Source organism: Corynebacterium sp. 122RC1 (assembly GCF_024580955.1).
GTDB classification, from domain to species: Bacteria; Actinomycetota; Actinomycetes; order Mycobacteriales; family Mycobacteriaceae; genus Corynebacterium; species Corynebacterium kozikiae.
Map to the genome: position 1 here is coordinate 49,958 of NZ_JANIKD010000011.1, position 25,227 is coordinate 75,184.

General features: G+C 59.3%; 21 protein-coding genes and 3 tRNA genes. 8 read left to right on the top strand and 16 right to left on the bottom strand.

The annotated features are described in order from the left end of the window. Window positions 1-59: 59 nt before the first annotated feature. The 6 genes from NQ050_RS11245 to NQ050_RS06760 all read right to left on the bottom strand — a co-directional run bounded on the left by NQ050_RS11245 (window position 60) and on the right by NQ050_RS06760 (window position 6,567). Complete coding sequence (locus tag NQ050_RS11245; RefSeq protein ID WP_257038545.1) at window positions 60-2,507, bottom strand: aminodeoxychorismate/anthranilate synthase; 2,448 nt, start codon at window positions 2,505-2,507, stop codon at window positions 60-62. Window positions 2,508-2,885: 378 nt separating this feature from the next. Continuing rightward, window positions 2,886-3,500, bottom strand: a complete 615-nt coding sequence (locus tag NQ050_RS06740; RefSeq protein ID WP_257038546.1) for an ATP-dependent Clp protease proteolytic subunit — start codon at window positions 3,498-3,500, stop codon at window positions 2,886-2,888. Window positions 3,501-3,531: 31 nt separating this feature from the next. Beyond that, entirely contained in the window at window positions 3,532-4,128 is a 597-nt protein-coding gene (locus NQ050_RS06745) for an ATP-dependent Clp protease proteolytic subunit (protein WP_257038547.1), read from the bottom strand. Window positions 4,129-4,449: 321 nt separating this feature from the next. Beyond that, a complete protein-coding gene (gene tig / locus NQ050_RS06750) occupies window positions 4,450-5,838 on the bottom strand; it encodes a trigger factor (protein WP_257038548.1) in 1,389 nt (462 codons plus the stop codon). An 89-nt stretch (window positions 5,839-5,927) separates the two neighbouring features. After that, window positions 5,928-6,001: transfer RNA gene (locus NQ050_RS06755), tRNA-Pro, on the bottom strand. Window positions 6,002-6,495: 494 nt separating this feature from the next. After that, window positions 6,496-6,567, bottom strand: a tRNA-Gly gene (locus NQ050_RS06760). Window positions 6,568-6,808: 241 nt separating this feature from the next. Here NQ050_RS06760 and NQ050_RS06765 point away from each other — a divergent pair. Next, entirely contained in the window at window positions 6,809-7,033 is a 225-nt protein-coding gene (locus NQ050_RS06765; protein WP_257038549.1) for a hypothetical protein, read from the top strand. A 172-nt stretch (window positions 7,034-7,205) separates the two neighbouring features. After that, window positions 7,206-8,036: a DUF1542 domain-containing protein gene (locus NQ050_RS06770; RefSeq protein ID WP_257038550.1), complete on the top strand. Its 831-nt coding sequence runs from the start codon at window positions 7,206-7,208 to the stop codon at window positions 8,034-8,036. A gap of 118 nt (window positions 8,037-8,154) precedes the next feature. Here NQ050_RS06770 and NQ050_RS06775 read toward each other — a convergent pair whose 3' ends face one another. Together NQ050_RS06775 and NQ050_RS06780 are read right to left on the bottom strand one after the other, a co-directional pair. Continuing rightward, entirely contained in the window at window positions 8,155-8,628 is a 474-nt protein-coding gene (locus NQ050_RS06775) for a ribose-5-phosphate isomerase (protein ID WP_257038551.1), read from the bottom strand. A gap of 117 nt (window positions 8,629-8,745) precedes the next feature. Beyond that, window positions 8,746-9,369 carry a DsbA family protein gene (locus tag NQ050_RS06780; RefSeq protein WP_257038552.1) on the bottom strand — a complete coding sequence of 208 codons (624 nt, stop codon included), beginning with the start codon at window positions 9,367-9,369 and terminating at the stop codon, window positions 8,746-8,748. A gap of 123 nt (window positions 9,370-9,492) precedes the next feature. On the opposite strand from NQ050_RS06780, the gene pepN reads away from it, so the two are divergent. After that, a complete protein-coding gene (gene pepN / locus NQ050_RS06785) occupies window positions 9,493-12,093 on the top strand; it encodes an aminopeptidase N (protein WP_257038553.1) in 2,601 nt (866 codons plus the stop codon). A gap of 15 nt (window positions 12,094-12,108) precedes the next feature. On the opposite strand, the gene NQ050_RS06790 is transcribed toward pepN, so the two are convergent. Beyond that, window positions 12,109-13,263, bottom strand: a complete 1,155-nt coding sequence (locus NQ050_RS06790; protein ID WP_257038554.1) for a cystathionine gamma-synthase — start codon at window positions 13,261-13,263, stop codon at window positions 12,109-12,111. A 298-nt stretch (window positions 13,264-13,561) separates the two neighbouring features. Here NQ050_RS06790 and NQ050_RS06795 point away from each other — a divergent pair, with 298 nt between their 5' ends. Next, a complete protein-coding gene (locus tag NQ050_RS06795; RefSeq protein ID WP_257038555.1) occupies window positions 13,562-14,467 on the top strand; it encodes a DMT family transporter in 906 nt (301 codons plus the stop codon). Between the two features lie 241 nt (window positions 14,468-14,708). Here NQ050_RS06795 and NQ050_RS06800 read toward each other — a convergent pair whose 3' ends face one another. Beyond that, window positions 14,709-16,568, bottom strand: coding sequence for an ATP-binding protein (locus NQ050_RS06800; protein WP_257038556.1), 1,860 nt, complete (start codon window positions 16,566-16,568; stop codon window positions 14,709-14,711). A 249-nt stretch (window positions 16,569-16,817) separates the two neighbouring features. Between NQ050_RS06800 and NQ050_RS06805 the strand changes: the two genes are divergently transcribed. Next, complete coding sequence (locus tag NQ050_RS06805; protein ID WP_257038557.1) at window positions 16,818-17,186, top strand: globin; 369 nt, start codon at window positions 16,818-16,820, stop codon at window positions 17,184-17,186. On the opposite strand, the gene NQ050_RS06810 is transcribed toward NQ050_RS06805, so the two are convergent. The 4 genes from NQ050_RS06810 to NQ050_RS06825 form a co-directional block, all read right to left on the bottom strand. Further along, window positions 17,173-17,769, bottom strand: coding sequence for a hypothetical protein (locus NQ050_RS06810; protein ID WP_257038558.1), 597 nt, complete (start codon window positions 17,767-17,769; stop codon window positions 17,173-17,175). The genes NQ050_RS06805 and NQ050_RS06810 overlap by 14 nt on opposite strands. A 5-nt stretch (window positions 17,770-17,774) precedes the next feature. Beyond that, window positions 17,775-18,176: an acyl-CoA thioesterase gene (locus tag NQ050_RS06815; RefSeq protein ID WP_257038559.1), complete on the bottom strand. Its 402-nt coding sequence runs from the start codon at window positions 18,174-18,176 to the stop codon at window positions 17,775-17,777. A 183-nt stretch (window positions 18,177-18,359) separates the two neighbouring features. Beyond that, complete coding sequence (ettA, locus tag NQ050_RS06820; protein ID WP_257038560.1) at window positions 18,360-20,030, bottom strand: energy-dependent translational throttle protein EttA; 1,671 nt, start codon at window positions 20,028-20,030, stop codon at window positions 18,360-18,362. Between the two features lie 275 nt (window positions 20,031-20,305). Continuing rightward, window positions 20,306-20,677 carry a helix-turn-helix domain-containing protein gene (locus NQ050_RS06825; protein WP_257038561.1) on the bottom strand — a complete coding sequence of 124 codons (372 nt, stop codon included), beginning with the start codon at window positions 20,675-20,677 and terminating at the stop codon, window positions 20,306-20,308. Between the two features lie 446 nt (window positions 20,678-21,123). On the opposite strand from NQ050_RS06825, the gene NQ050_RS06830 reads away from it, so the two are divergent. Next, window positions 21,124-21,294: a hypothetical protein gene (locus tag NQ050_RS06830; RefSeq protein ID WP_257038562.1), complete on the top strand. Its 171-nt coding sequence runs from the start codon at window positions 21,124-21,126 to the stop codon at window positions 21,292-21,294. A gap of 238 nt (window positions 21,295-21,532) precedes the next feature. On the opposite strand, the gene NQ050_RS06835 is transcribed toward NQ050_RS06830, so the two are convergent. Together NQ050_RS06835 and NQ050_RS06840 are read right to left on the bottom strand one after the other, a co-directional pair. Continuing rightward, entirely contained in the window at window positions 21,533-22,171 is a 639-nt protein-coding gene (locus NQ050_RS06835; protein WP_257038563.1) for a single-stranded DNA-binding protein, read from the bottom strand. Window positions 22,172-22,459: 288 nt separating this feature from the next. Continuing rightward, window positions 22,460-24,460 carry a bifunctional copper resistance protein CopD/cytochrome c oxidase assembly protein gene (locus NQ050_RS06840; RefSeq protein ID WP_257038564.1) on the bottom strand — a complete coding sequence of 667 codons (2,001 nt, stop codon included), beginning with the start codon at window positions 24,458-24,460 and terminating at the stop codon, window positions 22,460-22,462. A gap of 28 nt (window positions 24,461-24,488) precedes the next feature. Between NQ050_RS06840 and NQ050_RS06845 the strand changes: the two genes are divergently transcribed. After that, window positions 24,489-24,562: transfer RNA gene (locus NQ050_RS06845), tRNA-Arg, on the top strand. Between the two features lie 434 nt (window positions 24,563-24,996). Then, window positions 24,997-25,227 (top strand): FeoA family protein, encoded by a 231-nt coding sequence (locus NQ050_RS06850; RefSeq protein WP_257038565.1) that lies wholly within the window; start codon window positions 24,997-24,999, stop codon window positions 25,225-25,227.

Below are 25,227 nucleotides of genomic sequence, written 5' to 3' on the forward strand. Positions count from 1 at the left end.
TCAAGGCACGATTTGTTCCCGGTGTTATTCGTGATCACCCCAAAGCAATCATACGTACTTTACACGGCTTGCCAACCGGAGTGTTCGAGGCGCCGCCGAAACTGCGCAAGCCGCTGCGCATTCACAGGATTCGGGGTGCCGTCGGCCCAGCGCGCAGGGGTGATTCCATGCACCGCATTCAGCACCCACACCTCCTTTTGCTGCAACTGTCCAAGGGTCAGCGCCTCCGCACGCACGGGGATTTCCATCGCCTGCGCGATCTCCCGCACCAGGGCCTCGGTCACCGACGCCAACCGCGGCGCATCCATGACCACCATCCCCTGGGAGTCAAAGGCAACTAGGCTTCCGGAGGTTGTCTCCGCGGCGATCAGCTCCACCCCTCGACTCTCCAGCCCGGCGCGCCGCCGCAGTAACACTTGCTCGCCTTTCCGACGCAACCTGGTGAGCAATGCAAACTCCGGCCCCTTCACCTCGGGGTGTGCGATCTCGCACTCCACTGCTCCCAACACAGTTTCCTCGCGCAATTGTGGCACTTCCCGCAGCGTCACCTGCAATCCGCCAGCGCTCATGGATAGCCGCGGCCACCAGGTGCCTTCGGGAAACCGCAGCGTGCGCAGCGCCTGCTCAGCTTCCTCACCGATGGGAATGCCCATGAGGGCGCATCCGCGTCGCAGTCGTTGAATGTGCAGGTCCCAGCCCTGCACCGCCCCTTCTCGCACAATGAAGGATTCCACTACCTCCACTCCGGGGAAGGGTTGGCCCACGAGTTCGAGCAGCGGGCGGGCCTTGGTGTGCAGCTCTTGGTATTCCTTGGCTGGCTCCGAGAGCGCGATGATCGCCCCACCCACTCCGTAGCTCAGGCGCCCATTGTGAATGACGGCGGTGCGAATGGCCATGGCGAGGTCTGCCTCTCCCAACTCACTCACCCAGCCAATGCATCCCGAATACACACCCCTCGGGCCGGATTCCAATTCGTTGATGATCTCCATGGTGCGCTGTTTCGGCGCGCCGGTCATGGACCCACCGGGAAACGGCACGCGCACCGACTGCTGGATGGGCGCCACCAGGTCTGCCTCGATGGTGCTTACCAGCTGGTGCACCCCTGGGAAGGTGCGTACCGCGAAGAGTTCGGGCACGCGCACGTTGCGGCCCACCTGCGCGAGGTCATGGCGCACCAAGTCCACCACCATCAGGTTCTCCGCCCGATCCTTGGGGTTGCTGCCCAGATCTTCGGCGAGGCGCGCGTCTTCTCCCGGTGTATTCCCGCGCGGCCGGGTCCCCTTGATGGGCTCGCTGGAAATCACTCGGCCAGTAACGCCACCACCAGCGCCACAACGAATACTGAGGTAACGCTCGGGTGAAACGCTCGCCACCGCGAAATCACCCAGGCGGAGGAAGCTGCGCATCGGTGCCGGGGTGACGTTTCGCAGTTTCGCGTACACCGCCAGCGGGTCGCCCTCAACGGTGCAGGATAGTTGCGTAGTCAAGCACACCTCGTAGGTTTCCCCTTGGCGGATTAGCTCCTGGCATTGCTCGATCATCTCCAGGTAGCGCTCATGCGTGTCCCGCATCTCCAGCGCGCCAAAGCGCAGATGCCCCAACGCCAACTTGGTGCCCGCTACGTGATCGATCATTGCCCAGGCCTGTGTAAACCAGGGCCCTGCCTGCGTGGCGATCAGCTCCACCTCACTCTCACGGATCACGATCACTTCTGCGGCATAGAAGAAGCGCTCGCTCCCCTCATATTCCTTACAGCCAAACCAACCAGGCCCCACTCCTCTCTCCGCCTCGGACCTCGCCGCCCGCACCTGCACTGCGTCCAAGGTGACGCTGGGGGCGTCGGAAACTGCGATGATCGCCTCTCCCCCGAACTCCAGGAGCACTGCGTTTTCTTTGCCTTCCGACGCCGCCCGGAACACACTCAGCGGGTCCGCGTGGGTGTTGCGGCGCTCGCGGTGCCAGGTGGGGGTGGCGAGCGCGAGGAAATTGGCAATGAGCTGCTCGCCGAATGTGGAACAGATCGACTCGGGGTGGAATTGCACGCCCCAATGATTGCCGATCACCCCAGCCATGATGATGCCTTCGCCGTTGGTGGCTAGCACTTCCATGTCTGTGCGGCCCACGACGAGCGAGTGGTAGCGAACCACCTCGTAACTCTGCGGGATGCCGGCGAACAGCGGCGAACCCGTGTGCGTGATGGTATCCACAAAGCCATGCACCGGGGTTGGGGCGAGCTCCACCGTGCCACCATGGAAATGCGCGATCGCTTGAAAGCCCAGGCAGACGCCCAGCACGGGAATCCCGGAGGCGAGGACGGCGGTGCTGATGCCGATATCTTCGGGGTGCTCCGGGCGGCCGGGCCCCGGTGAGAGGATCGCGGCGGTGTAACGGCTGAGGTCTGGGAGAGGATCGTTGTTGGCAATCACATGTGGCTGCTCGCCCAGCCCCCGCAGAAGCTCCACCAGGTTAAAGGTAAAAGAATCATGGTTATCAACAACGAGGATCACACAAGTCACCTTAGTGGCTGTGGTCTAAAGTGTTCCCATGCCGAGTAAACCGTCGAGCCATGCCTTGTTGTATGCCGACTGCGCCGAACTTTCCCGCCCGATCCTTCAACAGTCAGGTTTGGTGCGGATCACCACTACAACCCCGTACATTTGGCGAAGGTGAAGGGTTGGAATTGGGGTCAGGGGCGCGTTGGTAGATAGCTAAAAGTCGATAGGACCCGATTTTCCCCAAAACCCGCCGCCCTATCGACCAACGCCACGGCCTATCGACTTTGAGCTATCGACCAACGCTTGCACACCCGCCCACCACTGGCCCGGAACCCGCAAAGGCGCCTCGCACAACTCACTGTGCGAGGCGCCTCCAGCTCATCCGAAGTGTTAGCCGTTGAGCTTGCGGTAATCAAACACCTGGTCAATGATGCCGTACTCCACTGCCTCTTCGGCGGTGAGGATCTTGTCACGGTCGGTGTCAATGGCGATCTGCTCGGCGCTGCGGCCGGTGTGGCGGGAAAGCGTTTGCTCCATCAAGGTACGCATACGCTGGATTTCGGCCGCCTGAATCTCCAGGTCAGACACCTGGCCTTGAGTGCCCTGGGTGGCAGGCTGGTGGATCAGGACGCGCGCATTTGGCAGGGCCGCGCGCTTGCCCGGTGCACCTGCGGCAAGCAGCACCGCAGCGGCGGAAGCAGCCTGGCCGAGGCAGACGGTGCGCACGTCGGGACGCACGTACTGCATGGTGTCATAGATTGCCATGAGCGAGGTGAAGGAGCCACCTGGGGAATTGATGTACATGGTGATGTCGCGGTCTGGGTCGAGGCCCTCGAGTACGAGCAACTGCGCCATGATGTCGTTTGCCGAGGTGTCATCCACCTGGGTGCCCAGGAAGATGATGCGCTCCTCGAAGAGCTTGGCGTAAGGGTTGGTTTCTTTGGTGCCGTATGCAGACTGCTCAATGAAGGATGGCAGCACATAGCGTGCGGATGGCATTTGCATTGTGGGAGTTCCTCCTGGTTAGGCAGTGTGCTTAGTTGGACAGCGGGCCGCGAGCGGACTCGATAACGTGGTCAACGATGCCATACTCCTTGGCCTGCTGGGCGGTGAACCAGCGGTCACGGTCGGAGTCCTTGGTGATCTGCTCGAAGGTCTGACCGGTGTGCTCAGCGATCAGCTCAGCCATCTCGCGCTTAGTCTGCGCAAACTGCTCAGCCTGAATGGCGATGTCTGCCGCAGTACCGCCAACGCCTGCGGAAGGCTGGTGCATCATAATGCGAGCGTGCGGCAGAGCATAGCGTTTGCCTTTGGTGCCGCCGGAGAGCAGGAACTGGCCCATCGACGCCGCCAAACCCATGCCATAGGTTGCGATGTCACATGGGGAGTAACGCATGGTGTCATAAATAGCCATGCCGGCAGTCACGGAGCCGCCTGGGGAGTTGATGTAAAGCGAAATGTCACGCGTTGGATCCTCGGCGGAAAGCAGCAGGATCTGCGCGCAGAGCTTATTCGCGATCTCATCATCAACCTGGGTCCCCAGGAAAATAATGCGTTCGCGCAACAGGCGCTCATACACGGAGTCGCTCAGGTTCATACCTGAGCCAGCCTGCATCAAGATCTTGTCAGTCATGGTGCTCCTAAATATTTGCCGTTGATTTCTATGGCACTGCGGGCAATCGCTGGGGTTGGGGTCCTGGCCTGGTGCCGAAACTCCTCAACAGCATGGTTGCCCGCCTGCCATCAATGCAACCCAGATTACCGCCTAGAGCTTCCCGGCTACCGCCCTGTTCGCTCTCAGCGTTCGCGCTGCCGACGTTCACCCGGTTGGCCCAAAGCCACGCCCAACAATCTCGCCCACACAAGCGCCCCGCAGCATGAGCAGCATGGGCACCATAACCAGCGCGAAAAGCAAAAAGGAGCCCCGAAGGGCTCCTTTGCGGAGATCTGAGGTTTAAGACTCCTTGGTCTCAGAAGTTGCCTCAGAAGTGGTCTCAGCGGAATCAGTACCCTCTTCCACTTCTTCCTCACCGAAGTACTCGGCTGGATCAACCTTGTTGCCGGCCTCGTCCTTCACGGAGGTGCGGGTGATGGCGATGGCCAGGGCCTTGCCGCGGCGGACGTCGGCGAAGAGCTGAGCGATCTGACCGGACTGGGACACCTGCGCGATGAAGGTGTTGGGGTCCATGCCGTAAGACTGGGCGGTGAACAGGATGTGGTCAGTGAGCTCCTGCTGGGAAACCTCGGGCTCCTCCTGCTCGGCCAGAGCGTCGAGGAAGAGCTGGTTGCGGATGGCCTTCTCGGCGTTCTCGCGGTTCTCTGCCTCAAAATCAGCACGGTTGGTGCCCTGGGCTGCGAGGAGGGTGTCGATCTGGTCGTCGTTGTGAGCCAGCTCGCCGTAGATCTGGTGGAGCTGTGCGTGAGCTTGCTCGTCCACCAGGCCTTCTGGGAGTGGGAACTCGGCCTGCTCGAGGGCAGCCTTGAGGACCTCGTCGCGGATGGCGGCAGCTTGGTCAGCCTTTGCCTGCTCCTTGACCTGCTCGGTCACGGATTCGCGCAGCTCCTCAACGGTGTCAAACTCGGAGGCTTCCTGCACAAAGTCGTCATCGAGCTCAGGAAGCTTGCGCTCCTTGGTCTGCTCAACGGTCACGGTGACGGTTGCCTTCTCGCCGGCGTGCTCGCCGAACTGCAGCTCAGCCTCGAAGTCTGCGGACTCGCCGGTCTTCAGACCGCGAAGGGCGGTGTCCAGGCCGTCGATGAGGTCACCGGCACCAACCTGGTAGGAAAGGCCCTCGGCCTTGGACTCCTCGATCTCCTTGCCGTCGATTGCAGCGGAGAGGTTGATGATGGCGAAGTCGCCAGTCTTGAGCTTGCGCTTGGTGTCCTTCAGTTCGGAGAAGCGCTCGCGGAGGCGGTCGATCTCTGCGTCTACGGCCTCGTCGTCAGCCTTGAGCTCGGGCACCTCAACTGCGATCTTGGAGAAGTCTGGGATGGTGATCTCTGGGCGAACGTCTACCTCAGCGGTGAATTCAACAAGCTCGTTGTCTTCCAACTTGGTGACGTCGATCTGCGGCTGGCCGATCACGGCGAGCTTGTTCTCCTCAACGGCTGCCTGGTAGCGCGAAGGGAGGATGTCATTGATGACCTGATCCAGTACGGCGCCGCGGCCGAAGCGGGCGTCGATAAGCTGGCGTGGAGCCTTGCCTCGGCGGAATCCTGGGATGGAGACTTGCTGGGCGATGGCCGCGTACGCATTGTTGATGTCACCCTGCAGCTCATCGAAAGGCACGGTGATGATGAGCTTCACGCGGGTATCGTTCAGCTTCTCGACAGAACTCTTCACGAGTATTTCTCCTGGTCTAATCAATAATTGGCGTAGAAATGACGTATCCCTCCACCTGAAAGAAACTTTCCAAAGTGGAGGGACATTCGTCGGGACGACAGGATTTGAACCTGCGACCCCCTGCTCCCAAAGCAGGTGCGCTACCAAACTGCGCCACGTCCCGTTTCCGATCCCTCGTTGGGGCTCGTAAGCAGTTTACATATTGCCAGCCGTTTTGGAAAAACGCGCTCTGAACAAACCGTAATCACACTGCCGGAAGGGCCTTCGGGACCAGGGCCTTGGCACCTTCCGAGCGATAACTATACGGAGACGGCAAAAGAATTCAAAACCCGCAGCACAGTGAGGGTATTCAAGGACAACGCTGCGCGTACCGACGCCCCGGCGTCTGCTTCCGGCTCTCACCTCTTGTCGGAGTCGGTTGAGAATGGGAGTCAGGATGGTGACACACCCTTTACGGCACGTTTGGACACAGAAGCGCTACCCCCGTTGAAAAAGTTTTTCATAGCAAAGTTGCAGCTCAAGAGGCTTCACGGGAGATCTGACATGTGGCATATCCACGCAATCGGTGCAAAATCCAACTGATACACAAACAGACGAAATCAATTCCAAGCAACGCAAAAGGCCCGCCACGTTTCCACGAGACGAGCCTTTGACCAGAGGGAATGACGGGAATCGAACCCGCGTCTTCAGCTTGGAAGGCTGAGGTATTAGCCACTATACGACATTCCCATGCCCTAATGACGACTTACCAAGTTTAGACAATCTCACCGCTATAAAGCAAATCGGACATTTGCTTCGGCGTTGGCATGATTGCTTCTTGACACTTACTGAACACCTACTAAATCGGTCCAATTACCCCTAGAAGCAATCAATTGCACACCCACTATCACGGCTTTCCCTACCCCCGATTCTGGCTTTTCACCTTGCGCAAAGTGTGCTGCACCACCCCCTCACCTTTAGAATGAAAGGTATGACGCCGAAAATCATTGACTCAGAAACTGGGCGTGAACTCTGGACGGCCGTCGATTGTGCAGCATTCTCTGGCACCGCTCGCGGCACGTTCACCAGTTACGCCGGCCGCGGACGAGCTCCCTCCCCCGTTGGAAAGTTCCACGGCTTAACGTTGTGGGACTCCGAGGAGGTAAAGCAGTGGGTGGATGCGCGCAGCAATAAGCAGTTCCAACCACAGTCCTAAAGACACAAGCGCTCAAACATCAAGCCCTTTATAGGCAGTGGCTAAGAGTTGTTCAGCTCAACTCTTGGCCACTGCACTTTTTCGATGGAACTAATTCTTTCGCCGGCCCGTTAGGCACTGTGATGGCACAATTTGCCACCCTCCCCAATATCAAGATGAAGGATGAAGCGCCATGGAAGGCTTGCTACTGATCGCCCTCGTAGTTGGCGGTCTGGTGTTCTTGGTGTCCCGCGCAGGCGGCAATTCCAAGAAACAAGAAACCGCACAACTCGAAGACGCAATCGCAGACGCCCGCCGCTGGATCGACCGCCTAGGCTCCCAGGTATTGAGCCTGGCTGGTAGTGACGCCGCCTCCACCCAAGCCATCGCCGACGCCTCCGAGCGCTACAACGCAGCGTCCTCGCAAATCTCCACCGCCCAGACCGTGCGCCAGGCTCAGCTTGCCCGCGAATCGGCACTCGAAGGCCTGCACTACATCAATGCAGCCCGGGAAATCATGGGCATGCCAATCGGCCCCGAAATCCCACCTCTTGAGGGCCAGCGCCAAGCCGGCAAAGTGACCGAATCCCGCACCATTGATGTGGAAGGGCGCCAAGTCTCCGCGTCCCCGCACGCCACCTCACAGACCCCGAACTACTACCCAGGCGGCATGGTGGCGGGGCGCCCCGTCCCTGCAGGCTGGTACTCCGAACCCTGGTGGCAGCAGGCACTGCGTACCGGCATGTGGACCGCGGGTTCCGTGTTCCTGTTCTCTGCCCTGTTCAGTGGCATGAGCGGCGTTGGCTACTCCGCGGCGGCCTTCGAACAAGGCTACGGGGATGGCTACCAAGACGGCCTGGAGGCAGCGGGCACCGACGCCGCAGATTCAGGCGACATGGGAGACATGGGAGACATGGGTGCGGTTGACGCCGATGCCGGTGGCGAAGGCGGCTTTGACTTCGGCGACTTTGGCGGCGACGGCGGCGGCTTTGACTTCGGCGACTTTGGTGGCTTTGACTTCTAACCCTTATTCAGCCCGCACCTGAACAGAAAAACCGCTCCCCACTTCCGGCAACTGATTACTCAGTTTCGATTGTGGGGAGCGGCTCTCGTAGTACCGCAACAAATTCGCTACCAGGGGCCTATTCAGCAGGGAGTTCAGGGGCGATGCCGGTGCGCTCGTATTCACTGAGGATGTCAATACGGCGCTGGTGGCGCTCTGCCTTGCTCCACTCTTGGCCCAGGAAGGCGTCCACGATCTTCAGCGCTTCCTCTTGAGTGTGCATGCGGCCGCCGATACCGATGAGCTGCGCATTGTTGTGCTCGCGCGCCAGGCGGGCAGTTTCCTCAGACCACGCCAAGGCGCAGCGCGCGCCCTTGACCTTGTTCGCGGCGATCTGCTCGCCGTTGCCGGAACCGCCGAGGACAATACCCAAGGAGCCTGGGTCGTTTACCACACGGCTTGCGGCTTCAATGCAGAAGGCAGGGTAGTCATCTTCGGCATCATAAGTGTGGGCACCGCAGTCAATAACCTCGTGGCCCTGAGCTTTGAGGTGTTCAGCAATTGCATTTTTTGTTTCGAACCCAGCATGGTCCGCACCTAGGTAAACACGCATACCCCACACCTTAGCGGATGCCGGTTAGGGGATGCGGGGTGAGCTGAATCCCCTAGGCACCCCCACAGGGCACACACGAGTACAGATCCAAGCACGAACCCTAAGCCCGCTCCCTCACTAGGCGTCGAACTGCGGTGATTCCGTGCGGGTGCGCTTGAGCTCAAAGAAGTAGGGGTTTTGTGCAAGGCGCACGGAGGCGTCAAAAAGTTCGCCGGCGTCCTCGCCGCGTGGGATGCGGGTGATTACGGGGCCAAAGAAGGCGGTGTCTCCGAATTGCACCACGGGTGTGCCTACCTCGTCCCCCACTGCGTCGATTGCTCCCTGGTGGAACGTGCGCAGTGCCTTTTCCCAAGCATCTGGATCCCCACCAGCTTCGATGCCGAGTTCGGCCTTGGTAGCGTCGATAAGCGCTGGGAAATCCTTGTTTCCCTCGTTGTGGATCTTGGTGCCGAGGGCAGTGTAGAAGTCGCCGAGCTTTTCGGGAGCCTCGGTGGCGATTTGCGCCATGACCAGCGCTGGGAGGCGGGCGGCTTTCATTTTCTCTTTGTAGTCGGTGGGGAGTTCTTCGCGACCTTCGTTGAGCACCCACAGGCTCATGGGCACCCAGGTGACCTTGATGTTTCGTACCTTTTCCACCTCTTTGATCCAGCGGGAAGTGACCCAGGCGAAGGGGCAGGTGACATCAAAGTAGAAGCGCACTTCCTGCGCGGAATTGGAGGAATCAGTTGTGTGAGTAGTCATGGGTCCCACCATAGGTGCTTTTGCACGGCCGTGCCGGAGGACGTGTGAGCGTGTTCACCCTCGGGTGTATCGTTGTGGTATTCGTACCCCCAACTACCCACCAAAACATGAAACGGATGTGAGATGAGTTCCATTAACTTGACCCAGCTCGAAGCCGAGGCACGCGCCAGCCTGCTCAAGGTGCATCATTATGCCATTGAGCTTGATCTCACGCGCGGGGAATCGGAGTTCGGCTCCACCACTACCATCACGTTTGACGGGTTGGGTCAGGGGGAAACCTTCATTGACCTGCGGGCACACTCAATTAGCGTAGCGACGCTCGACGGCGTCCCTTTGGAGCTGGGGCAGGCTGCGGAGCTGGAGAAGAGCGGGATCCCCCTGACCATCACTGAGGGTCACCACGAGCTGCGTATTGAGGCGCTCTGCTCCTACTCCCGCACCGGCCAGGGCCTGCACCGGTTTGTGGACCCCGCTGACGGCGAGGTGTACCTCTACAGCCAGTTTGAAACCGCGGACGCCAAGCGCGTATTCGCGTGCTTTGACCAGCCAGATCTGAAAGCCACCTACTCCTTTGCTATCACCGCACCACAGCAATGGAAGGTGATCACTAACGCAACCATGGAGGTCACGGACACCACCGGTGCAGATGGGAAGGCGGCCAGCTTGCATACGGGGGCCGTCGATACGCCCCTTTCCACCTACCTTGTGGCCTTCTGCGCGGGTAATTACTTTGAGGTCACCGATACGTACCGCGGCTCCCTCACCCACCATGCGGAAACCCCGGCTGACCAACCGCATGAGGTGGAGATCCCCATGGCGATCTACTGCCGGCAGTCCCTGGCCAAGCACCTGGATGCAGACACCCTGTTTACCCAAACCAAGCAGGGCTTTGACTTCTACCACGCCAACTTTGGCTACGCCTACCCCTTTGGCAAATACGACCAGTTGTTTGTGCCCGAGTTCAACATGGGTGCCATGGAAAACGCTGGTGCGGTGACATTCCGCGACGAGTACGTGTTTTCCTCCAAGGTTACCCGCTACCGCTACGAGCGCAGGTGTGACACCATCCTGCACGAGATGGCTCACATGTGGTTCGGCGACCTGGTGACCATGCAGTGGTGGGGCGACCTCTGGCTCAACGAGTCCTTTGCCACCTGGGCCGCCGCTATTTCCCAGGCCGAGGCAACGGAGTTTGACACGGCTTGGGTGACGTTTGCTTCCGTGGAGAAGTCATGGGCGTACCAGCAAGATCAGCTTCCCTCTACCCACCCAATCACGGCGGATGCCACAGATATTGAAACGGTAGAGCAGAACTTTGACGGCATCACCTACGCCAAGGGCGCATCCGTGCTCAAGCAACTCCAGGCCTACGTGGGCCGCGAAGCTTTCTTTGCCGGGGTACGCAAGCACTTTGCCACCCACGCGTTTGGCAATGCCACCTTTGATGACCTCCTGGCGGCGCTCGCGGAGGCTTCCGGGCGCGACCTCTCCGGCTGGGCACAGCAGTGGCTCAAGACCACAGGTGTAAACACACTGGCCACCAAGGTGGACAAGGATGGCCGACGCATCACGCGCCTTGCCATCGAGCAGCGCGGTGCCCAGCCCGGCGCGGGTGAATTGCGCGACCACCGCGTGGCAGTGGGCCTGTACTCCCTAGCACCAGACGTCGTGGTGCGCCGCACCAACCGGGTGGAGCTGGACGTCACCGGCTCTCTCACAGAGATCCCGGAGTTTGCGGGCCAAGAGGCTGATCTGATTTTGGTCAACGATGAAGACCTCACCTATGCCCTGCTCGAGCTGGACCCCGCTTCTTTGGAGTTCGCGCTGGCCAACATTGACCGCATTGAGGACCCGATGGCACGTTCCCTGTGCTGGTCCGCTGCCTGGGAGATGACTCGCGCCGGCACCATGCGCGCCCGGGACTTCATCGCGCTGGTCGCCCGCGGCGCCAAGCATGAAACGGAGATTGCCGTGCTGGAGCGCGTGCTGCTCCAGGCCACCTCTGCGAACAGCCGTTTTGTGGACCCGAGCTGGGAGGGCCACAACGTTGCGCTGGCGGAGCTGCTGCTCGCAGGTGCGAAGGAAACCACCGGCGACATCCAACTGGCCTTCGTCCAGGCCCTTTCGCGCACCCCGCTGGCTGAAAGCCCCGAGGCTCTGGAACTGTTCGCGCAGATCGCAGCCGGTGAATCCCCATTGCCAGGCCTCGAAGTAGACGAGGACCTGCGCTGGGCCGCACTTACCGCACGCATCGCGGCGGGCAAGCAGGAGGATGCAAAGGAGTGTATCGACGCCCTCAGCGCCGAATACCGCACCGCGGCCAGTGGTCTTGCGGCGTTGCGTGCTGAGGCTGCGCTGCCAACCCAGGAAACCAAAGACGCGGTGTTTGCGGAGATCACCGCGCTGGACAACACCTTGTCCAACCTGCAACTGCGCCACAAACTGGAGGGCCTGCGCGCACCTGGTGCTGGCCCGCTGTTGCAGGCGCACAACTCCGCGGCCTTTGAGTTGGCGCTGCCCCTGTGGGAAAACCTGAGCAGCGAAGTTGCCCTAGTGACCTTGGGCGGCATCTACCCGAGCTGGGACATTTCCCAAGAAGGTGTGGAGCGTGCCGCGGCCTTCCTAGAGCAGGACAACCTGCCGGGCGGCTTGCGCCGCGTGATCCTAGAAGGCAAAGCCGAGCAGGAGCGTGCGCTGCGCAACCGCGCGTTTGACCGCTCCTAAATGGCTAGTTGATGGCTAGTTGATGGCGGCGAGGGCTGCATCGACGTCTGCGATCAAGTCCTCAATGTCTTCAATACCCACGGAGATACGCACGAGGTCGCGTGGCACCTCAAGCACGGAGTCGGTCACTGATTGGTGGGTCATGGAGGCCGGGTGCTCCACCAAGGACTCCACCCCGCCGAGCGACTCCGCCAGCGCAATCACCTTGGTGTTCAGGCAGAACGCGCGGGCAGCTTCCTCTGAGTGGAAGCGAACGGAGATCATGGCGCCGAAGCGGCGCATCTGGCGGGCGGCAACCTCGTGGCCTGGGTGGGTTTCCAGGCCTGGGTAGAGCACGGTGGCAACCTTCTCGCTGGCGTTGAGGTGCTTGGCAATGGCCTCAGCGTTATCGCAGTGGCGGTCCATGCGCACCGCGAGGGTCTTCAGGCCACGCGCGGTGAGGTAAGCATCAAACACGGATGGGATGGCACCAGTGCCGCCCTGGTAGAACAGCAGGTCCTCGTCCAGCTTGGCGTCATTGGTGACCACGAGACCACCCACAACGTCAGAATGCCCACCGATGTACTTCGTGGTGGAGTGCAGCACCGCCGCGGCACCCAGCTTGAGGGGGTTTTGCAGGTATGGGGAGGCAAAGGTGTTGTCCACAACCAGCGGCGCGCGGCCGGCAACGGCGTCTGCCACGGCCTGGATGTCTGTGATGGAAAGGCCGGGGTTGGAGGGGGTTTCCAACCACACCAGCGCGGTGTTTTCCTGCACCGCCTGGCCCACGGCCTGAGCATCGGTGGTGTCCACCACGGTGTATTCCACGCCCCACTGAGTAAACACCTGGTCAATGAGGCGGAACGTGCCGCCGTAGGCGTCGTGGCCGAACACCAAGTGGCTGCCGGGGCGCAGGAAGATGCGCAGGAGCACGTCGGTTGCTGCCATGCCGGAGGAGAACGCGCGGCCAAACTCTGCTCCCTCGAGCGCCGCCACGGTCTTTTCTAGAGCGGTGATGGTGGGGTTGCCACAGCGGGTGTATTCATAGCCGCCACGCAGCTCATTCAACCCATTTTGCGCGAACGTAGTAGAGGCATAAATTGGGGTGTTGATGGAACCATAGAGGGAATCTGGCTCGTAGCCTGCGTGAATGCTGGCGGTGGAGAATCCTTGATCTTTTGCAGCGCTCATAGTGGTAGCCGGCTCCTTTGCACGTAGGCGGTTTGAGGGCCCGTGGTCCGCGGGCACAATTAGCACACATAGTAGACCAAGCTGTTCACTTGGACTAGGCACTATAGCGGGTATTGAATAAAATTGCTCATGCGGCCGGCGGCGACACCACTGCACACCTCCCCCAGCCTTCCCAGCCACCCCATCCGCGCGCGTTAGGCTGTGAAACAGCTCAAGGTTGCCCGCGGACCGTGCCGTGGGCATGGGTAATGGTCAGGCAATGGGCATGGGCAATGCAAACCAACGCTAAGGAGTGTGTATGGCCTGGGTACTCATCGGAGTGGTTGCGGGGTTCCTTATCCCCTGGCAAACGGTGGCCAACAACCGCCTGCGTATGTCCACGGGCACCCCGTTTTCCGCCTCCATGATTTCCTTCGCAGTGGGCACCCTCGGGCTCCTGCTGGCAACGTTGGCCGCAGGGTCCCTGGGCGCACTGAGCAGCGCAGTGCAATTGCCAGCATGGATGTGGCTCGGCGGCGCCTTAGGTGTAGTGGCACTGACGGGCAACATCTTGCTGTTTCCCCGGCTCGGAGCAGTGGAAACGGTTGTGCTGCCTACGGCTGGCCAAATCCTCATGGGCCTGTTCATCGACCAGTTCGGGTGGTTCCAAGCGCCGGAAAGCCACCTCACTCCCCTGCGCGCGTTGGGCGCTGCGGTGGTGATGGCTGGGGTGCTGGTGACCGTCGGCAAGCCCCCTGCCCCTTCCGCGTCCACCTCTGCTGGTGGAGAGGCGCTGTGGAAATGGCGCCTCGCGGGCGTGATATTTGGCGCGCTGCTGGCGAGCCAGTCTGCGATCAACGGCCAGCTCGGCAAGGCGGTTGGGACCTGGCTGGTGGCTGCGCTGATTTCCTTCAGCGTGGGCACAGCACTCTTGGTGCTGATCAACGTGGTGCTGCGATGGCGTCCGCGAGTGAATCGCGTGGATCCGCAGCTCGCGAACCCGTGGTGGATGTGGCTTGGCGGGCTCATCGGCGCGGCGTTCGTGGGGACCAATGCGGCGCTTGCGCCGGTGATAGGCACGGGTCTCACCGTGATGGCGGGCCTGGCGGGCCTCATGGGCGGCTCGCTGGCCGTGGACCGGGCATTTGGCAAACGCATCCGGCGCAGGCAAATCATCGGCGTGCTCACCATTCTCAGCGGCGTGGCAGTAATGCGGCTGCTATAGATCTACGCTGCCGACGTCACCCAGTACCCTTGACGCAGTCCCTCACAATCCTTCACGGTTCATCATTGATACTTCAAAGTATCAATGATACTTCTCATGAGCATTCACAATGACGGACAATAAAGGCCAGTACAAGGCCTGTTTCTACATCATTAATAGTCCCGGAGAAGTATCATTGATACTTTTTCAGTGGGCTGCTTTCACAATGATGATCCCTGATCTGCAGAAATATTCGGCTCCACTAAGCGATCGCATAGCGCTGGAATCTACTTCTCTGCGGTTCCGTAAACCTAATTGTGCCTTCCTTCAACATGGTTTGAATCGCAGGAGTAATTTGCCCTGGGGTGAACCCGGTGACCTGGCGTAGCTGCTCTTTGGATAACGGCTCACCCGCAGCTTTCAACGCTACGAGGATCTGGCCTTGCCTTTCCGCCATCGTCAAACGCTTGAACCTGCCCGGATTCACCGGATTCACCCGATTTACTGGGCTTACTGGGTGTACTAGACCTGCGGTGTCATCCTCTTCGCGCTCTCTGCAGACATGCTCAAGATCTTGCACCTTGGCTTCCTGCGCCTCCTTGGCCCCATCAGGCTCCGAGATTAGCTTGTTGAGTTCATCAGCGGCTTGTACGGCTTCGTTGAGCAGATATTCAATTGCGCGGCCAGAACCTACCGTCTTTGCAAGCCCGAACTGGACGAGCTCTTGAAGCTCATTTCGAGCATGCACGGAATCCATTGGGAAAAACTCACGGTACGAACTGTTCGTCATCGCTTGCCCCGCTTTCATCCTCACCAAGGCATGTTTTTGCGCCACAGAAAGCGTTCCCGCCCCGGCAAGCCCTCCGAGCCAACGCATCTGTTCCGAACTGAGTACTGTTGCCGATGAAAGAACCGCCTGAAACCGGATAACACCATCTTTGAAGTACGGCTCCGGCAAGAAGGCCTGACTCAGGGCGCGTCGTGTTGCTGGGATGCCAGTGGCATGACCCTCGATCACCCGTTTGTCGTCACTAGTTTTGATAGCCGAGCACATTGCATAGAGGACAGGATTTCGCGCCCGTGGGCTTGTTGAACCGAGTTGACGTTGGGTAATGCCCCACAAGCCCCCTGGACTGGAAATGATGAGCTTGGTTGCAGTCTTCACCACCTGCACATAGGTACCAAAGCTAGCGCTGGACAAATCTCGGTGGACAAGCGCGTTCGCTATCAGTTCCCGGATTGCCACTGCGGGAAGCTCAGGCAAATCCCTACCTTGACCATCTTCAAACACAACAGCAGTCCTGAGCTGCTTATTCACCCACTCAAAAGACTGAGACAACAAATCAGGGACAGGCCCGTAAAACTGGTCTGCGTCAATCAAACGCAGCGCCGTTACGTCCGGGTTCTCCGGTTTTACATGAACCTTCACTGAGAGGTGCGGGAGAAACTGCTGTGGATGGACACCAAGTGCGTATATCGCCGCCAATGTAGGTTCTCCGGAATCATTTGCCACCACATTGGAACGCAGGAGTTGCTCATCGCGGCTCGAATTTCGCAATCGCACACTACCTTTGAGGTACACGTCGAGGTACTGATCCACTAAGTCAGGAGCGAGATCCTTCTCCACCGACGCCCCGGCCACAGGCATGCGGTCATAGAAAGGTTGTCCCCCCAAACCCACCAGATATTGTTCCTCTTGCGGCGAAAGTCGGTAGTCGCCGTCTGCTGCACGTGTGTATGCAGGGCCGAAACTGCCTACTTTAAATGGCTTGAACTGATTTGGCTGCGGGGGGATCACGCAGCTAATCACCGTTTTTCCATCTATCAAATGTGTATCCACTGCCCCCAATTGAAGTGGTGGGACAATCTTCTGGCGCGCCTTGCTTCCGAGTGCATCCAAGGCCGCTTTCGGGTCAGAAACCCCCGTGACTTCAAAAGTGCCGCCTTGCTCTGCTACCCCCAACAGAATCAATCCACCCTCTGGCATATTGCCAAATGCAGAAAAAGTGGCGTCCAATGACCTAGGGATCCCAGATGAAGCATCTTTTGCTTCAACTCGGTAGTTGTCATTTCCTGACTCTCGTAGGATTTGAATCAGTTCCATCACTTCTGCATCATTCATGCCCGAACACTATCATTGATACTTCAAAGCATCAATGATACTTCTCATGAACATTCACAATGATAAACAATAAAGGCCAGTACAAAGACCTTTCCCCTATCATTGATAGTCCCCGAAAAGTATCATTGATGCTTCTTCAGTGGGCTGCTTTCACAATGATGATCCACCCATTTTTCGTCCGCATGTCCACTCTGATTGGGCCGCCCACCGTCTGTCCACACACGGAAGGGTTCGCCTACACTGAGAACAATGAGCTTGTATGAAGAAGTGGGCGGCGAGGAAACGTTTCGCACCTTCGTGGCGCACTTTTACGCCTTGATGCGCGAAGATGACCTGATCGGCCCAATGTATCCGCAGGATGACTGGGAGGGTTCCGAGGACCGCCTGCGCTGGTTCCTAGAGCAATATTGGGGTGGCCCCAAAACCTATGGTGAGCAGCGCGGACACCCTCGCCTGAGAATGCGCCACATGCCCTTTGCCATTGGAGAGAAAGAGGCCCAGCGCTGGCTCGACCTCATGAACCAGGCCTTGGACCAGGTGGAACTCACTGAGGAACAGCGCGCAGCGATTTGGGATCACATGCAGCGCGCCGCCGCCATGATGATTAACCAAGAGTGAGCAGGTTGAGCCGCTTGGCGTGGTAGACGCTGCCAAACGGCGCATCGATGCGCACCCAGCTTCCCGCGGTGGAAACCCTCAAGGTGCGCGGCATATCCTCTGCTGCGGTGAACGCAGGCGGGATGAAGCCCATGGCGGTGCAGGCGAAAATCATGCGCATGGAGATCTCCGCGGTGGCCTCGCTGGCTTCAACGGTGAGCACGCTTTGATTAAGCAGGCTCGCCGGCGGGCCGAGCGGACCCGAAAACTGCCTGGCCAGGCCCCGCCCCTGCTCTGCCAGGTCATGGGCCACGTCCACGGGCACGGTGTCCAGCAGTTGGAAACCCCGCGCGGGCGGCAGCGCCCCAGGCCAGCTCGTTGCTGGCGCCCAGGTGGCGGCGAGGCGCGGGGATGCGTCGTGGGCACTGCCTTGGACGCGTCGGCACGCGAGAACCTCGAAAGGCGTGGTCACATACACATTCACCGCCTCGCCCGCCTGCTGGAGCCGTAGCTTGGCCTGCGCATCTAGGCGGACCGCGCGCTGCAGCATCGCCTCGAGTCCGCGTTCACCTGCGCCAATGTGGAGTGCTCCCTGGGTATCCATGAGGACTACTTTTCTGCCGGTGGCATGAGGATTTTTGCCTCACGGGCGGTAATAGCGCGCGGGGTAGCAGTCTTGAAGTCCACCGCGACGGCAACGGTGGTCACGGTAGCGGCAACCTCCCCACCTGCAACAATATCCTGCGTGGTGCTAAACGACGTCTTGCCCACATGACTCACCCGAGTACGCACCTCAACCTCGCTCTGCGAAGGCATCACCGGGCGCAGGTACTCCACCTCAAGCTTGCGGATGAACACGGCGGGAATCTCATGGCCCTTCGTGTCAAAGCGGTCCCGCGCCCACAAGGTGCGCGCCTCTTGCGCCAACTCAAGGTAGGCGGTGTTCGTCACATGGCCAAAGCGATCAAAGTCGCCCCAGCGCAGGGGGATGGTAGTGATGTGGTCACTCATGGAATCCTCAAAACTTCAAATGCCGTGCAGTTCAGTTCAGCAGTAACGACGCCCCCAGCGCCCCACACCCCAACGCGAGCACGGGGAGTTCAGGGAGGCATCATGGAAAACGCCCGGCGCTGGCATTTGGTTCCAGCACCCGGGCGATAGGCTTTTAACCTTTAGTCTCGGATGGGCTGAGGTTTAGCGGGTGAGCTTGCGGTGCGTCACGCGTGATGGGCGTGCGGCCTCTGGGCCGAGGCGCTCCACCTTGTTCTTCTCATAATCCTCAAAGTTGCCCTCGAACCAGAACCACTGGCCTTCCGCCACGTTGCCCTCCCAGGCAAGGATGTGGGTACAGGTGCGGTCCAGGAACCAACGGTCGTGGGAAATCACCACTGCACAACCTGGGAAGTTTTGCAGCGCATTTTCCAGCGAGCCGAGGGTTTCCACGTCGAGGTCGTTGGTGGGCTCATCAAGCAGGATCAGGTTGCCGCCCTGTTTCAAGGTGAGCGCCAGGTTCAGGCGGTTGCGCTCACCACCGGAGAGCACCTTGGAAGGCTTCTGCTGGTCTGGGCCCTTGAAGCCGAACGCGGAGAGGTATGCGCGCGAAGGCATTTCGTTTTGGCCAACGTGGATGTAATCCAGGCCGTCAGAAACCACTTCCCACACGGTCTTTTCTGGGTCGATGTTTTCACGGCCCTGGTCCACGTAGGAAAGTTTCACCGTTTGGCCAACGTTCACCTCACCGGAATCCGGCTCCTCCAAGCCCACGATGGTCTTGAACAGGGTGGACTTACCCACACCGTTTGGACCGATCACGCCCACGATGCCGTTGCGCGGCAGGGTGAAGGAGAGGTCCTTGATGAGCACGCGGCCATCGAAACCCTTGGTGAGGTTGTTGACCTCCACCACCTGGTTGCCCAGGCGTGGTGGGGTTGGGATCTGGATTTCTTCAAAGTCGAGCTTCTTGTACTGCTCGGCCTCCGCAACCATTTCCTCGTAACGCTGCAGACGAGCCTTATTCTTTGCCTGGCGGGCCTTTGCACCGGAACGCACCCAGGCGAGCTCTTCCTTCAGGCGCTTTTGCAGCTTCTGGTCCTTCTTGCCCGCAACCTCAAGGCGTTGCGCCTTGGTTTCCAGGTAGGTGGAGTAGTTGCCCTCATATGGGTAGAGCTTGCCGCGGTCCACCTCACAGATCCACTGCGCAACGTGGTCCAAGAAGTAGCGGTCGTGAGTCACGGCCAAAACGGCGCCCTTGTAGTCTGCCAGGTGCTTCTCCAGCCACTGCACGCTTTCTGCGTCCAGGTGGTTGGTGGGCTCGTCGAGCAGCAACAGGTCCGGCTCAGAGAGCAGCAGCTTTGCCAAGGCGACGCGGCGGCGCTCACCTCCGGACAGGTGGGTCACTGGCTCGTCGGAAGGCGGGCAGCGCAGCGCCTCCATAGCCTGCTCGATCTTGGAATCCACCTCCCAGGCGTCGGCGTGGTCAAGCTCTTCCTGGAGCTTGCCCATCTCCTCCATCAGCTCGTCGGTGTAGTTGGTGGCCATCTCTTCCGCGATGGCCTCAAAGCGCTTCTTCTTCTCAAAGATCTCGCCAAGACCCTCCTCCACGTTCTCGCGGACGGTCTTTTCCTCATTCAGCGGTGGCTCCTGCAGCAGGATGCCCACGGTGGCACCTGGATCGAGGAATGCCTCGCCGTTGGAAGGCTGGTCAAGGCCAGCCATGATCTTCAGGATCGAGGACTTACCGGCACCGTTTGGGCCGACAACACCGATCTTTGCGCCTGGATAAAAGGCCATGGTGACGTTGTCCAAAATGACTTTGTCACCGATGGCCTTGCGCACGTTCTTCATCGTGTAGATGAACTCGCCCACTGTAATGGTCCCCTTTAATGGTGTGAGAGAAATGTCAGGGAACCATCATAGCGTGAAGCAGAGCAAACGGTGGCCTAGCGGGCCTGAAGGGTCTCAGACGGCATAGAAAGCCCAAGACGGCCCTACATCCTCGTAAAGGGTTCTCGTAACGGACAACAACGTCCATCTCAAACTTTTCGTCTAAGCGTTTCGCTGACAGCGACGGTAGTGAGCCCCTTTCCCTAACCCGATCCCGATTGAGCTGAGATTGGGCCCCACCAATCAGGGGTCCGGCCTCACCCCGATACCTCGTACCTCGTTCCCTTCGATGTGAATGGGAAAGTCACGAGAACGCTGTTGCCATCGATGACATGCTCGGTAGCTTCAACGATCAATGGGGGAAGCGTCGTGTCTTGAACATAGGCAACCAAGTCATTCGTTGATCTGAACTCTTGAAATGGGGTATAGCCGGTTGGCCGACCTCTATCACTGACGCAGATAAACAGCGCGCGCGGCATTGTCGGCCCAGTTGCAGCGGTGTTAGCTAAGGCAACGAGGTTTCTTACCATGTCTTCTTTGGTGAGGGCATCCGGCCTGTCACGTTGTTTAAACTCGGTGAAGATATCCTCACCTGCGAGGATGCGTTGTTTGATCTCGGCTACAGACATAACCATGAGGATCATGGTGTACAAAATGATTTAATCAATGTGGAGGGGTTCCAGAATGATTAAATCATTTCCTCATTGCTGATGAGATGTTTGAGGGAAGTACGAGGTCAAGCTAATTTCTCGGTGGGGATATGAGGGGCGAGAATGATGGAAAGTAGATGAAATGCGGTAAGTTCTCGCACCCCCGCGGAGAAGCCTTGAGTGAGTGATCTCTTTTGGGGCCGGCCCTGCGCTCGGCTCTCGTGGGATGCATTCACTCTGCGGAAACCCGCTTCTGACCAAGGCATTTAGCATTCCGACTTAGTGGTGGGGTGTCAGAGCATAGAAGGGTTAAGGATGCACGATGCTTTCAATCATTGTTGGGGGATGAGCGATGATGAAAACATAATTGGATGATTTCACGACCGTTGATGAAATAACGGCCTCTTCACCGGCTGTTCGGTGCCATGACCTGCGGTGGAAGTGAAACCATCACGGGGCTGTACGCAAAGGCAACCGGCAACGCCGATAGAAAGGATTATGTGGAGCGCACCCGCTTCATCGTCGCCACCGATGCCTCCGAGGATGACATCACCGCCACCGCACTCGCCGCTGATACCGTGAAGGCGAACCTCTAAGGACCAACCGTGGTGAACACGATTGTGCCGCCAGGAGGCATTGTGAATCTGACGTTGAAGTAATTCGCACTTACGGACGCCCACGATTTGCAAGTTGATCGTGGGCGCCGAAGCACCGCAAAGTTCGAGAAGAGCTCTCGCTCACAGCGTCAAGCCGACGTACAAGCGCAAGCATTACTCTTCAGAGCGCGGAGTTTCCATCCGGATTGGAGAGCCCTTGATCGAGCGGCAAGACGGCCTAGAAGGGTGGCTCGCCCTCGCCGTCCAGCGCCGCTCCACCCCCACCTCCGGAACTGGAGCTGGCAACACCCGCACCCACAAGCTCCTTGGCTGGGCTTGACTCACGAGCACCGGGATCTGCAGCGTCGTCACCCTCGTTCCGAGCGCTCCCCGCACTCGCCCGCAGCTGCGCAGCAGAACCCGAATCCGTGCTCGTGCCTGAGCCGTCAGGCGCACTGTAATCGAAGTCCACCACCGCCTGCCCCTCGGGCGCTTTGAGGTCCCCCACTTCCACTGAACTGTCCGTGGATTTCTTGCTGGCGGCGATGTACCGGTTAAGGTCCAGCGCCACGGAGGTGGCCTTCAGCACGATTTTCTGCCCCTGGATTTTGCCGTCCTGCTTCCATTCTTTGGTGATCAGGTAGCCAGTGCACACCACCGGCCGGCCTTTTACCAGTGAGGTGCGCACGTTGAGGGCGAGGTTGCCCCAACATTCAACGTCGATGAACAATTTGTCATAGTTTTCCCACTTGCCGTCCTGGCCCAGGCGGCTGCGCGAGCTCACCAGGCGGAACGTGGTCAAGTGGGCTTCGCTGGGGAACTTTCGCATTTCCGGGGCGGAAGCAAGGTTGCCCATCAAGGTGATTTGGTTGGTCATGTGCGTGCCTTTCATGCATGTTTTCCTGCGGTTTTCTAGAGGCGTTGAAGCCTGGCCGCGGCACGCCTTTGGTAGCGCCCTCCCCCTTGGAGCAGGCGGAGGTGCGGGTCCTTAGGACGTCGGAAATGCTTACACGTTTGGCTTTGGCATCTCTGTGGCATCTCCTTTGCGCGCGGCCAATCCCCAGCATGCCGCCCCCGGCACACATGCAAAACCCCCTCCGCCGCGCCTGTGGAATTTGGGGCGAAACGAAGGGGTTTTTGGGGCGAGTTATCCACAACCGTGGGATCAAGGCTTGCGTTGCATGCGGGCAAGCATTTCGTTGTAAGCGGCGAGCTCGGCGTCGTCGTTTGCTTCGGCGGCTTGCTCGTATTCGCGCTCGGCCTTGCGGTCCTCGCGCAGCCACTGCAGAAACAGCGTGCCAAACACCACTACCAGCGGGAACGAGCCCGACGCCCACGCGATTCCTCCGCCAATACCCTGGTCCCGCTTCAGGTCGATGTCCCACGGCAAGTCCAGCGAAAGATAGAAATCCTCGGCCAGCACCTGCTGCAACTGCATGAGGTACACGCCGAAGTACAGATGGAAAGGCATGGAAAACACCAGCCATGCCAGGCGCTTAATCACCGAATTGTCCCGCGGCTTCGGATCAGCACCGATCATCTCCCAGTAATAGAGGTAGCCCGAGGCCAGGAACACCCAGTTCATGATGAGGTGTCCCGCATGCTCAGACACCATGAGCGTGTACCAAGGGGTCACATACAGCAGGTAGAAGATGGTGATGAACTGGATCGTATTGAACGCCGGGTGCATCATCACCCTCAGAATCCGCGAGTCCAACAGCGCCTGAATCCACCTGCGCCACACTGAGTTCGGCTCGGCCGCCTCCAGCACGAGTGTCAGTGGTGCACCCAGCACCAGGAATACTGGCACCACCATGGACAAAATCATGTGCGCCACCATGTGCATGGAGAACATCGCAGGCATATACAGGCCAACGCCGCTGCTCATCGTGAGCGCCAACGTGGCGGTTCCCAGGAAGAACCAGAAACTGCGCGCCACTGGCCACGGCTTGGACTGGCTGCGCAGCTTCAACAATCCACGCAGGTAGAAGGCACTGATGATGAGGGCGAAGAGGCTAAACATGATGTCGAAACGCCAGATGGTCCACACGTTCCACAGCGTTGGCGCCTGCTCCAACGAGTAACCCATCTGCACCTGCATCTGCGTCAGTTCAGTCACCCGCGGCGGCGGAGGCGGGGTGCGACCCAAAGACACACTCACGCCCACGATCACCGCCATGACCAGCACCTCCACAGTGCCGACGCGCACAAACGCCGCCCAATCCCCTGTATCCAGGCGCGGCAAGGTCACACGACGATGCGCAAAACCCAATGCTGCAAGCACCAACACCAGCACGGCTTTCAGCACAATCATGCGACCATAATCAGAGGTGAACAGGTCCCCCAGACGCACCCGAATGGCGGCATTAATCACACCCGAGATACTCATCACCACCACGGCCCACAGGGCCAACGCAGAGTACCGACGCACCGCCGTACCCAACTGTGGTCCCAACCGCCTGGCGTGCGCAATCAACCCCACCAGTCCGCCGACCCAAATCATCATGAACAGCAAATGCCACAGCAGCGAATTGGTGCCATAGTCATGGTCGCCGCCAGCCGCCGAGTGGCCCTCCAAACCGAGCGGCAACACCATAGCAAACGCACCCACTGCCAGAATTGGCTGCGCCCGCCACGACCGGGCCACCAGCGCAGCCACGCCAACCAGCACCGCAATCACCGCGCTCACCAACCAAGCCTTCGCCGCAGCCACCCTATCGAGGGCCATCGTAAAGAACTGCACTGCCTGCGAAAACGGCTGGCCCGAAACATCTGAAAGCACCATCGGCACCATGATCAGTGCGATCATCGCAAACCCTAGCGCGGCGTAAGCACCCGTTCGCGCTGCAATGTGGGCGTCTACCGTGAGGGTTTGTGTGCGCTGTTTGTTGCGGTCCGTTTGCGGGTCTTGGGCTGGGTCGTGAGCTGGGTCCAAGTAGAACGCCGACACCATGAACGAACCCAACGCCAGCGCAGCGAGCACCCACGCGCTCGCTCGCAAGAACGGCAACCCCGCGGTGGTTAAGGGCCCAGGGTCTGGAATACCCAGCGCTGCGAGAGATTCACCAAGGAAGCTCCAGGCAAATCCAGCAGCCACCGCACCAGCGGTGAGCAGGACTGCAAGATACAAAGGCCAAGTTGGACGCACCTGATGTTGTCTCCACATGGCTATCAGACTAACCTGACAAAGCGATGCCTCCATAGCTCAGCGGATTAGAGCAGTCGGCTTCTACCCGATTGGTCGGGGGTTCGAGTCCCTCTGGGGGCGCATTTTCTCATGTCTCGAGACATCGTTACTCACACGGTGTCTCGAGATTTGCATTTTCGGGGTCCGGTGGTTGGGCCATATCGCGTTGGTCGATAGCACGCGGAGGTCGATAGCTCAAGGTCGATACCACCCGAAAATCCCCGAAAATTCCCGCCCTATCGACCTACGCCACGGCCTATCGACTTTAAGCTCTCGACCAACGCCAATAACGGCCCCAAACACCCCACCACACCCCACCCCAAACACCCCATCCCACCCACTCTCCTCAGCGAGCTATCGCAGCAATAGGAGAAATATCACGTTTGCTTAGGTAAGCCTTTCCCACCACAAAAACTTAGGTTAGCCTATTCATGTATAAACACCGGCCGACGAGGTTCAAATCCTCAAGCCAGAAAACCTCACACTCACATACACGTAGATAGAGGAGCGCTCACATGGCAACCTCACTTGCTCACCTCCCACTGCACCAAGAATGTGTGCTTTCTGCACTTCCACCACTGCCTCAAGAGCAAACCCGCAGGTTGCAGGAGCTTGGCTTTCGTGAAGGCATGGCGTTTCGCGTGACCCAGAAGACGGCGGGCGGTGGACGCGTGGTGGCGTTCGGCTCCACTCGCTATGCGATCGACGGCCTCACCGCCAACACCCTCGCTGCGCAGGGAGCGTAA

Excerpts from the sequence above, each read along its gene's own strand:
- NQ050_RS06740 (WP_257038546.1), bottom strand. The coding sequence starts at position 3,500 with ATGCAAATGCCATCCGCACGCTATGTGCTGCCATCCTTCATTGAGCAG.
- NQ050_RS06745 (WP_257038547.1), bottom strand. The coding sequence starts at position 4,128 with ATGACTGACAAGATCTTGATGCAGGCTGGCTCAGGTATGAACCTGAGC.
- NQ050_RS06765 (WP_257038549.1), top strand. The coding sequence starts at position 6,809 with ATGACGCCGAAAATCATTGACTCAGAAACTGGGCGTGAACTCTGGACG.
- NQ050_RS06770 (WP_257038550.1), top strand. The coding sequence starts at position 7,206 with ATGGAAGGCTTGCTACTGATCGCCCTCGTAGTTGGCGGTCTGGTGTTC.
- NQ050_RS06775 (WP_257038551.1), bottom strand. The coding sequence starts at position 8,628 with ATGCGTGTTTACCTAGGTGCGGACCATGCTGGGTTCGAAACAAAAAAT.
- NQ050_RS06780 (WP_257038552.1), bottom strand. The coding sequence starts at position 9,369 with ATGACTACTCACACAACTGATTCCTCCAATTCCGCGCAGGAAGTGCGC.
- pepN (WP_257038553.1), top strand. The coding sequence starts at position 9,493 with ATGAGTTCCATTAACTTGACCCAGCTCGAAGCCGAGGCACGCGCCAGC.
- NQ050_RS06790 (WP_257038554.1), bottom strand. The coding sequence starts at position 13,263 with ATGAGCGCTGCAAAAGATCAAGGATTCTCCACCGCCAGCATTCACGCA.
- NQ050_RS06795 (WP_257038555.1), top strand. The coding sequence starts at position 13,562 with ATGGCCTGGGTACTCATCGGAGTGGTTGCGGGGTTCCTTATCCCCTGG.
- NQ050_RS06800 (WP_257038556.1), bottom strand. The coding sequence starts at position 16,568 with ATGAATGATGCAGAAGTGATGGAACTGATTCAAATCCTACGAGAGTCA.
- NQ050_RS06805 (WP_257038557.1), top strand. The coding sequence starts at position 16,818 with ATGAGCTTGTATGAAGAAGTGGGCGGCGAGGAAACGTTTCGCACCTTC.
- NQ050_RS06810 (WP_257038558.1), bottom strand. The coding sequence starts at position 17,769 with ATGGATACCCAGGGAGCACTCCACATTGGCGCAGGTGAACGCGGACTC.
- NQ050_RS06815 (WP_257038559.1), bottom strand. The coding sequence starts at position 18,176 with ATGAGTGACCACATCACTACCATCCCCCTGCGCTGGGGCGACTTTGAT.
- NQ050_RS06825 (WP_257038561.1), bottom strand. The coding sequence starts at position 20,677 with ATGTCTGTAGCCGAGATCAAACAACGCATCCTCGCAGGTGAGGATATC.
- NQ050_RS06830 (WP_257038562.1), top strand. The coding sequence starts at position 21,124 with ATGACCTGCGGTGGAAGTGAAACCATCACGGGGCTGTACGCAAAGGCA.
- NQ050_RS06835 (WP_257038563.1), bottom strand. The coding sequence starts at position 22,171 with ATGACCAACCAAATCACCTTGATGGGCAACCTTGCTTCCGCCCCGGAA.
- NQ050_RS06840 (WP_257038564.1), bottom strand. The coding sequence starts at position 24,460 with ATGTGGAGACAACATCAGGTGCGTCCAACTTGGCCTTTGTATCTTGCA.
- NQ050_RS06850 (WP_257038565.1), top strand. The coding sequence starts at position 24,997 with ATGGCAACCTCACTTGCTCACCTCCCACTGCACCAAGAATGTGTGCTT.